The sequence below is a fragment of the Pseudomonas sp. SDO55104_S430 genome, assembly GCF_054070595.1.
Genome location: NZ_JBSVXG010000232.1, coordinates 1 through 8,685, shown reverse-complemented (window position 1 = coordinate 8,685; position 8,685 = coordinate 1). Strand labels below are relative to the sequence as shown.

The following is an 8,685-nucleotide window of genomic DNA, read 5'->3' as shown; positions in this document are numbered from 1 at the left end:
TTGTTCTGTGTACGACGCAGATCAAATGTGGGAGCGGGCTTGCTCGCGAAAGGGGCGACTCGGTGCTGAGTCTTACTTCTCAGGCATCGGCATCGGAAACGGCATCACATTGCCAACCCCGGCCCGGGCTTCGCTGATTTTCGGGGTGCCCAGGCGCTCCACTTCATCGATCCGCACGATCGAATGCATCGGCACGAAACTGCGCACCACACCTTCGAACTGTGCCTTGAGCTTCTCTTCGCTCGGGTCGACAACCACCTGCGTGCGCTCGCCAAAGACGAATTCTTCCACTTCCAGGAAACCCCACAGATCACTCTGATAGATCTGCTTGGCGTACATTTCGAACACCTGGCCCTGGTTGAGGAAAATCACCTTGTAGATTGGAGCTTCGCGTTTGGTCATGGAGGGCGGGCAACACATCGGGGATAAAAAGAGGGCGCGAACTATAGCACAGCCACCGGACGCGCAGCGGTAGGAACCTGGGAGCATGTTCCCTATAATGCGCGGTTCTTCGAATCACGTGATGACCCTTTTCCATGGCCAAGAAGCTCTATATCGAAACCCACGGTTGCCAGATGAACGAGTACGACAGCTCGCGCATGGTCGATCTGCTGGGCGAACACCAGGCCCTGGAAGTCACCGCTCGCGCCGAAGACGCCGACGTGATTCTGCTCAACACCTGCTCGATCCGCGAGCGCGCCCAGGATCGCGTCTACTCACAGTTGGGCCGCTGGCGCGAACTGAAACTGGCCAACCCGGACATGGTGATCGCCGTCGGCGGTTGCGTGGCCAGCCAGGAAGGCGCCGCGATCCGCGATCGCGCACCCTACGTGGACGTGGTGTTCGGCCCGCAGACACTGCACCGCCTGCCGGAAATGATCGACGCGGCGCGCATCAGCAAGCTGCCGCAAGTCGACGTGAGCTTCCCGGAAATCGAAAAATTCGACCACTTGCCCGAACCACGCATCGACGGCCCGAGTGCCTATGTGTCGGTGATGGAAGGCTGCAGCAAGTACTGCACCTTCTGCGTGGTGCCCTACACCCGCGGCGAAGAAGTCAGCCGCCCGTTCGATGACGTGATCGCCGAGATCATTCACTTGGCGGAAAACGGCGTTCGCGAAGTGACGTTGCTGGGGCAGAACGTCAACGGTTATCGCGGCGCGACCCATGACGGTCGCCTGGCCGATCTGGCAGAACTGATCCGCGTGGTGGCCGCTGTCGACGGCATCGACCGCATCCGCTACACCACCTCGCACCCACTGGAATTCTCCGACAGCCTGATCCAGGCCCACGCCGAAGTCCCTGAGCTGGTCAAACACCTGCACTTGCCGGTGCAGTCGGGTTCGGACCGCATCCTGGCGGCGATGAAGCGCAATCACACTGCGCTGGAGTACAAGTCCAAGCTTCGCAAGTTGCGCGCTGCCGTACCGGGGATCTGCATCAGTTCGGACTTCATCGTCGGTTTCCCCGGCGAGACCGAAAAAGACTTCGAACAAACCATGAAGCTGATTCAGGACGTCGGTTTCGACTTCTCCTACTCGTTCGTCTACAGCCAGCGTCCGGGCACACCGGCCGCCGATCTGGCGGACGAGACGCCGGAAGAGCTAAAAAAAGAGCGTTTGAACGCCCTGCAACATCGCTTGAATCAGCAGGGCTTCGAGATCAGCCGACAAATGGTCGGTTCGATTCAGCGCATTCTGGTCACCGATTACTCGAAAAAGGATCCCGGCGAGCTGCAGGGGCGGACCGAGAATAACCGTATCGTCAACTTCCGCTGCGACAATCCGACCCTGATCGGCCAATTCGCCGACGTGCACATCGACGCGGCGCAGCCGCATTCGCTGCGTGGTTCGCTGATTTCGTAACGCCTGCGCCCCCTGTGGGAGCGGGCTTGCTCGCGAATGCGGTCTGTCAGCTGCAACCCTGCCAACTGACACTCCCCCTTCGCGAGCAAGCCCGCTCCCACAGGTTGGGATGCTGTGCAGGGGTATGGATCAGCGCCGGGCGATATCGATCCAGACCGGGCCGTCGGGATATTGGTAGCGCTCCAGGGTTTCGGCGGTCATTTCGATGCTGTAGCCCGGGCGCTGTGGGGGCATGTAGCGGCCGCGGCGGATGACGACGGGGTCGAGGAAGTGTTCGTGCAGGTGGTCGACGTATTCCAGGACGCGGTTGTGCAGCGAGGCGGAGACGGCGATGTAGTCGAACAGGGCGATGTTCTGCACGTATTCGCAGAGCCCGACACCGCCGCCATGGGGGCAGACCGGCACGTCGAATTTTGCCGCCATCAGCAGCACGATCAATACCTCGTTCAGGCCGCCCAGACGCGCCGCATCCAGCTGGCAGAAGTCCAGCGCGCCGGCCTGGAACATCTGCTTGAACATCACCCGGTTGTGGCAATGCTCGCCGGTGGCGACGCCGATCGGTGCAATGCGCTGGCGGATGCTGGCGTGGCCGAGGATGTCGTCGGGGCTGGTCGGTTCTTCGATCCACAGTGGTTCGAACGCGGCCAGGCGGCGCATGTTGGCGACTGATTCATCGACGCCCCAGACCTGGTTGGCGTCCATCATCAGGTTGCGTTCCCAGCCGATTTCTTCCCGCAAAATAGTGGCGCGACGAATGTCTTCCTCCAGGTCCGCGCCGATTTTCTGCTTGATGTGGGTCCAGCCATCCGCCACCGCTTCGCGGGCCAGCTTTCGCATTTTCTCTTCGCTGTAGCCCAGCCATCCCGGCGCGGTGGTGTAGCCGGGATAACCTTCCTCCAGCATCTGCCCCTCGCGCCGTGCCTTGCCCGGTGCCTGGCGACGCAGCAGGGCGATGGCTTCTTCGGGGGTGAGCACATCGGTGACGTAGCTGAAGTCCAGGCAGCGCACCAACTGTTCGGGCGTCATGTCCGCCAGCAGCTTCCACACCGGCTTGCCTTCGTGCTTCGCCCACAGGTCCCACACGGCGTTGACGATGGCCGCGGTGGCAAGGTGGATCACGCCTTTTTCCGGGCCCAGCCAGCGCAGTTGGCTGTCGCCCACGGTGATCTTGTGCCAGAAGGCGCCCATGTCGGCGACGATCTCCTCCAGGGTCAGGCCTACGACCATCGGCGCCAGGGACTGGATGGCCGCCACGCAGATCTCGTTGCCACGGCCGATGGTGAAGGTCAGGCCGTGGCCTTCGAGAGCGGGGGCGTCGGTGTGCAGCACGACATAGGAGGCGGAATAGTCCGGCGCGCTGTTCATCGCATCGGAGCCGTCCAGCGACAGCGAAGTGGGGAAGCGAATGTCGCGAACGCTCAGGTGGGTGATTCGAATACTCATGGCGGGCTCTTGTTCTTGTTGATCGATTGAGCTCCGACTGTAGGTTCCCGAGTGATATGTGCATAATCGCGATTCTTTAAGCAGTGATACCGGATTCGATATGTCTCCCGATCCAGAACTTGCCTCGCGCACGCCCGGCGCCCTGAAGATCTCCAGTCGACAGATCACCTTGCTCAATGCTTTGGGCGAGTACGGCAACCTGCGCCGGGCTGCCGCCGCGATGCACACCACGCAACCTGCCGCCAGTCTGCTGCTGCAGCAACTGGAAGAACGTCTGGGCGTGCGCCTGTTCGAGCGCCTGCCCCGGGGCATGCAGCCGACGCTGTATGGCGAGGTGATGATTCGCTATGCCCAGGGCGCGCTGCATGAGTTCGAGCACGCCCAGGCGCAAATCGCCGAACTGGCGCGTGGGGCCACGGGGCTGGTGCGGGTCGGCAGTGTGATGGGGCCGGTGCCGCGGCTGCTGACCAAGGCGGTGTTGGCTTACAAGCGCGATCACCCCAAGGTGCGGATTTCCATTGAGGTCGGAACCAGCGATACCTTGCTGCCAGCCTTGCTGCGAGGCGATTTCGATGTGGTGCTGGGACGCCTGCCGGACCAGAGCGACAGCCATGACCTGGACATCGAACTATTCGACAACGGCGAGCAGATGCGCGTGATTGCCCGGGCCGGCCATCCGTTGGCCGCGAGTTCGTCATTGCAGTTGGCGGATCTGGTCAGCTCGACCTGGATCCTCCATCCCATCGGCAGCCCCATGCGCCGCCGGGTGGAAAGTGCCCTGCAGGCCGGCGGAATGGTGCAGTCGCTGGACGTCGTCGAAACCGCTTCGATCCTGGCGACCACGGCGATGCTCGAGGCGTCGGACATGATCGCCGTGGTGCCCAATGACGTGGCCGAGCATTATGCGCACTACGGGATGGTCGCTATCCTGCCGGTGGAATTGCCGATCTCCATGGTCAACATCGGTTTGCTGACCTTGCGTTCCCGGCCAAGATCCGTGGCGCTGGACACGCTGTTGCAGTATTTGCGCGAACAATGACCGACCTCTGTAGGAGCGAGCTTGCTCGCGATGGAAGACGGAACACCGCAGGGTGTCAGGATGCCCGCGTTATCGATGACGTCCATCGCGAGCAAGCTCGCTCCTACAGGGGGTTGCGTATCACCTTTCAAGAGGTTTGACCCGATGCCATCGGACATCACCCATTCCAGTTTTTGCAACTGGGTGCGTTTCAAGCACCTGGTGCTGATCGACACCCTGGCGCGCACGCGCAACATGCACGCCACCGCGGCGCATATGAACCTCAGCCAGCCAGCGTTGAGCAAGATGTTGCGCGATCTGGAAGAGCAGTTCGGCTTTGCCCTGTTCCAGCGTCTGCCGCGCAGCATGCCGCCGACGGAGCTGGGCGAGCATGTGGTGAAGTACGCCCAGGCCGCGCTGGCCGACTCGCACACCTTCGTCGATCAGGTGAACCGCCTGCGCAAGGGCGGCCACGGTTTTCTCAAGGTCGGCGGGATCTTCGCCGCGACCTCGGTGGTGCTGCCCCAGGCCATCGCGGCGATCAAGGCGCGCAGCCCGTTGCTGTCGATCGAAGTGATGGAGCAGTCCAGCGACAAGCTGCTGGAGTTGCTCGAGCAGAACAAACTCGACCTGATCATCGGCCGCTTCACCGAGGAGCGCTACAGCCAGGTCTTCGATTTCCAGCCCCTGGAGCCCGAGCCGTTCAGCCTTGTGGTCAACAGTCGGCACCCACTCAACGGAGAGGACTGTACGCCGCTCGATGCGCTGGGGCAGTGGCCGTGGGTGCTGTACCCGGTGGGGACGCCGATCCGCAATCGCACGGAAGCGGCATTCCGCGCCGCCGGCATTGCCTCGCCGGCGGACAGCGTCGATACCACCTCGATGCAGATGTTCCTGCAACTGCTGCAGTCGGGCCCGATGATTGCCTTGTTGCCCCGGTCTATGGTCGCGGCGCAACTGGCCAGCGGTCAGTTGAAGGAACTACAGAGCCCGCTGCACCTGGCGCCGCTGGAATACGGCGTCATCACCCGCAAGGAAGACCCCCCGACCGGATCGGCCCGGGAGTTCGTCGAAATCCTGCTCGATTCCGCCCGCCAACGGCGCGAAGAGGATCCGCAAACGATCGGATAACACCTCGCAATATGTCGATTTGATAACTCTTGGTTATCGTTCGATCGGATCATCTCATTGGGAATGTCGGTTCCGGCTCCTTACAGTTATCGCAGATTCGCCCGACACCGAACGGGCGGCGCCATAACAAGAAAGCGGCGGTACTGCCCTGAGAGGTCCCATGCAACTGATTGCCAGAACCCGGACCGGCGACGCCGCCGTGATCCGCCTCAATCCCCAGGACAACGTACTGATTGCACGCCAGGCCCTGCCTGAAGGCCTGAGCCTTGAAGCCGAGGCGATCACCGTGCGCCAGCCGATTCCCTCCGGTCACAAGGTCGCGACCCAGCACGTGGAGCAGGGCCAGCCGCTGCGCCGGTACGGGCAAATCATCGGTTTCGCCTCGCAGCCCATCGAAGCCGGCGACCATGTGCATGTGCACAACGTGGAGATGGGTGACTTTGCCCGGGACTACGCGTTCGGCGTCGATGCCCATAACACGCCGGCCAGCAAAGCGGTGTTCCAGGGCATCGTGCGCGCCGATGGCCGCGTCGCCACCCGCAATTACGTCGGCATCCTGACCTCGGTGAATTGCTCGGCCACCGTGGCCCGGGCCGTGGCCGATCATTTTCGTCGTGACATTCACCCGCAAGCGCTGGCCGATTACCCGAACATCGATGGCGTGGTGGCCCTGACCCACGGCGCCGGTTGTGCCGTCGACCCCAGTGGCGAAGCCTTGGGCCTGCTGCGCCGCACCCTGGCCGGCTACGCCGCGCACCCCAATTTCGCCGCCGTGCTGATCATCGGCCTGGGCTGCGAAACCAACCAGATCGAGAGCTTGATGGAAAGCCAGGGCATGCAGCCCGGCGACCAGTTGCGCGCCTTCACCATCCAGGGCCTGGGCGGCACCTCAAAAACCATCGCCAGCGGCATCGAACAGGTCAAGGCCTTGCTGCCCAAGGCTAACCAAGTACGGCGCGAGCCAGTCAGCGCCCGGCATCTGGTGGTCGGCCTGCAATGCGGCGGCTCGGATGGCTATTCGGGAATCACTGCCAACCCGGCATTGGGCAACGCCGTCGATCGCCTGGTGGCGGCGGGCGGCACCGCGATCCTCTCCGAGACCCCGGAAATCTACGGCGCCGAGCACCTGCTGACGCGCCGTGCGGTGAGCCGCGAAATCGGGGGAAAACTCATCGCGCGCATTCACTGGTGGGAAGACTACTGCCGACGCATGAACGCCGAACTGAACAACAACCCCTCGGCCGGCAACAAGGCCGGTGGCCTGACCACCATCCTCGAGAAATCCCTGGGCGCCGTGGCCAAGGCCGGCTCCAGCAACCTGGTGGATGTGTACGAATACGCGCAAGCGGTTCAGGCCAAGGGCCTGGTGTTCATGGACACCCCGGGCTACGACCCGGTCTCGGCCACAGGCCAGGTGGCCGGTGGCGCCAACCTGATCGCCTTCACCACCGGTCGCGGCTCGGCCTACGGCTGCGCGCCGGCTCCGTCGATCAAGCTGGCGACCAACAACCGGGTGTTCGAACACCAGGAAGAAGACATGGACGTGAACTGCGGCGGCATCGCCGACGGTTCCACCAGCATCGAGGAGCGCGGCGCGTACATCTTCGAACAGATGCTGCGCATCGCGTCGGGCGAGCGGAGCAAGAGCGAGCAGCACGGTTACGGGCAGAACGAGTTCGTGCCCTGGCAGATCGGTGCCGTCACCTGAGTGAATCTTCCACTCGCAAAACACACGCTGAATCCAGAATTGATAACGGAGTCACAAGCATGACCCAAGCCAATCGCTACGACGTACAGACGCTGACAGCGTTCGTCGAGCAACTGTTCGAAAAAAGTGGAGCCGATGCCGAGGTGGCCCGGGTGGTGACCCGCGTGCTGCTCGAAGGCGAGCTGCTGGGCCATCGCACCCACGGTTTGAATCTGGTCAGCCGCTACATCGGCGGCATGCAGAGCGGGCAGGTGAAGGCTCGCGCGCAATTGCTCGAACAGGTCTCGGACAGCGGCATTTCGAGCCTGTTCGACGGTCACTATGTGCTCGGGCCGTACTGTGTCAGCCGGGCCCTGGACAGCGCGGCGAAAGGCGCGAGCGAGCAGGGCATCGGCATCGCCGTGGTCCGTCGCGCCTCGCACATCGGCTGCCTGGCGGCGTACCTCAAGCCGTTCACCGATCGTGGCCTGGTGGCGATGGTGTATTCCTCCGATCCGTCGGTAGGCATCGTCAGCGCCCACGGCGGGATCGACCCGATCTATACGCCCAACCCGATTGCTGCCGGCATCCCCACCCAGGGCGAGCCGATTCTGCTGGACGTGAGCATGTCCACCGTGACCCTGGCCATGGTCGGTCAGTGCCGTGACGCGGGTACCGCGTTGCCGCATCCGGTGGTGATGAGCAACGAAGGGCGGGTGAGCAACGACCCGAACGATTTCTTCAGCACGCCGTCGGGCAGCATCCTGCCTTTGGGCGGCGAGGCCTTCGGGCACAAGGGATTTGCCCTGGCGATTCTGGTGGAGGCGCTGACCTCGGGACTGGCCGGGCACGGGCGCAAGGACGGCCCGGATCAGTGGGGCGCTTCGGCCACGGCGGTGGTGATCGACCCGCGATTCTTCGGCGGGCTTGAGGCCTTCACCGACGAGAGTTCGTTCCTCAGCAAACTGATCCTGGCCAGCCGCCCGATCGACCCGCAACGCCCTGTGCGCCTGCCGGGTCAGGCTGGTCTGAAACTGCGCGCGCAAGCTCTGGAAGAAGGTCTGAGCCTGGCGCCGAAGCTGCGCGAAGACCTCAACCAGACTGCCCGCCAACTGCAACTGCCCGAACTGCCCTGAACCCGATCCCTGTAGGAGCGAGCTTGCTCGCGATGGTGGAACGGACGCCGCGGGGTGTCAGGCCGCCAGCGTCATCGTTGACGACCATCGCGAGTGAACTCGCTCCTACAGGTCATGCGAAACATCTGTAGGAGCGAGCACGCTCGCGATGGTGGATCGGACGCCGCGGGGTGTCAGGTAGCCAGCGTCATCGTTGGCGACCATCGCGAGTGAACTCGCTCCTACAGGTCATGAGAAACATCTGTAGGAGCGAGCTTGCTCGCGATGGTGGATCGGACACCGCGGGGTGTCAGGCTGCCAGCGTCATCGTTGGCGAACATCGCGAGTGAACTCGCTCCTACAGATCATGAGAAACATCTGTAGGAGCGAGCACGCTCGCGATGGTGGATCGGACGCCGCGGGGTG

The 8,685-nt window shown here is 63.1% G+C and carries 7 protein-coding genes; 5 read left to right on the top strand and 2 right to left on the bottom strand.

What is annotated here, in order from left to right; all coding sequences use genetic code 11:
- Positions 1-72: 72 nt before the first annotated feature.
- The gene (locus ACW9JE_RS25905; RefSeq protein ID WP_047736335.1) at positions 73-402 is read right to left on the bottom strand and encodes a DUF1820 family protein; all 330 of its coding nucleotides are present in this window, start codon (positions 400-402) and stop codon (positions 73-75) included.
- Positions 403-536: 134 nt separating this feature from the next.
- Here ACW9JE_RS25905 and miaB point away from each other — a divergent pair, with 134 nt between their 5' ends.
- Entirely contained in the window at positions 537-1,865 is a 1,329-nt protein-coding gene (gene miaB / locus ACW9JE_RS25900; protein ID WP_224540665.1) for a tRNA (N6-isopentenyl adenosine(37)-C2)-methylthiotransferase MiaB, read from the top strand.
- Between the two features lie 129 nt (positions 1,866-1,994).
- Here the strand turns inward: miaB and ACW9JE_RS25895 are convergent, their stop codons facing one another.
- Positions 1,995-3,308 (bottom strand): L-fuconate dehydratase, encoded by a 1,314-nt coding sequence (locus ACW9JE_RS25895; protein ID WP_457434351.1) that lies wholly within the window; start codon positions 3,306-3,308, stop codon positions 1,995-1,997.
- Positions 3,309-3,408: 100 nt separating this feature from the next.
- Here ACW9JE_RS25895 and ACW9JE_RS25890 point away from each other — a divergent pair, with 100 nt between their 5' ends.
- The 4 genes from ACW9JE_RS25890 to ACW9JE_RS25875 all read left to right on the top strand — a co-directional run bounded on the left by ACW9JE_RS25890 (position 3,409) and on the right by ACW9JE_RS25875 (position 8,280).
- Positions 3,409-4,347 carry a LysR family transcriptional regulator gene (locus ACW9JE_RS25890; protein WP_224533112.1) on the top strand — a complete coding sequence of 313 codons (939 nt, stop codon included), beginning with the start codon at positions 3,409-3,411 and terminating at the stop codon, positions 4,345-4,347.
- A 144-nt stretch (positions 4,348-4,491) separates the two neighbouring features.
- Positions 4,492-5,457, top strand: a complete 966-nt coding sequence (locus tag ACW9JE_RS25885) for a LysR family transcriptional regulator (protein ID WP_224533111.1) — start codon at positions 4,492-4,494, stop codon at positions 5,455-5,457.
- A gap of 160 nt (positions 5,458-5,617) precedes the next feature.
- Positions 5,618-7,165, top strand: a complete 1,548-nt coding sequence (locus ACW9JE_RS25880) for a UxaA family hydrolase (RefSeq protein ID WP_457434350.1) — start codon at positions 5,618-5,620, stop codon at positions 7,163-7,165.
- Between the two features lie 59 nt (positions 7,166-7,224).
- Entirely contained in the window at positions 7,225-8,280 is a 1,056-nt protein-coding gene (locus ACW9JE_RS25875) for an Ldh family oxidoreductase (RefSeq protein WP_457434349.1), read from the top strand.
- Positions 8,281-8,685 lie beyond the last annotated feature (405 nt).

Coding starts and splice junctions, on each gene's coding strand:
- ACW9JE_RS25905 (WP_047736335.1), bottom strand. CDS start 402: ATGACCAAACGCGAAGCTCCAATCTACAAGGTGATTTTCCTCAACCAG.
- miaB (WP_224540665.1), top strand. CDS start 537: ATGGCCAAGAAGCTCTATATCGAAACCCACGGTTGCCAGATGAACGAG.
- ACW9JE_RS25895 (WP_457434351.1), bottom strand. CDS start 3,308: ATGAGTATTCGAATCACCCACCTGAGCGTTCGCGACATTCGCTTCCCC.
- ACW9JE_RS25890 (WP_224533112.1), top strand. CDS start 3,409: ATGTCTCCCGATCCAGAACTTGCCTCGCGCACGCCCGGCGCCCTGAAG.
- ACW9JE_RS25885 (WP_224533111.1), top strand. CDS start 4,492: ATGCCATCGGACATCACCCATTCCAGTTTTTGCAACTGGGTGCGTTTC.
- ACW9JE_RS25880 (WP_457434350.1), top strand. CDS start 5,618: ATGCAACTGATTGCCAGAACCCGGACCGGCGACGCCGCCGTGATCCGC.
- ACW9JE_RS25875 (WP_457434349.1), top strand. CDS start 7,225: ATGACCCAAGCCAATCGCTACGACGTACAGACGCTGACAGCGTTCGTC.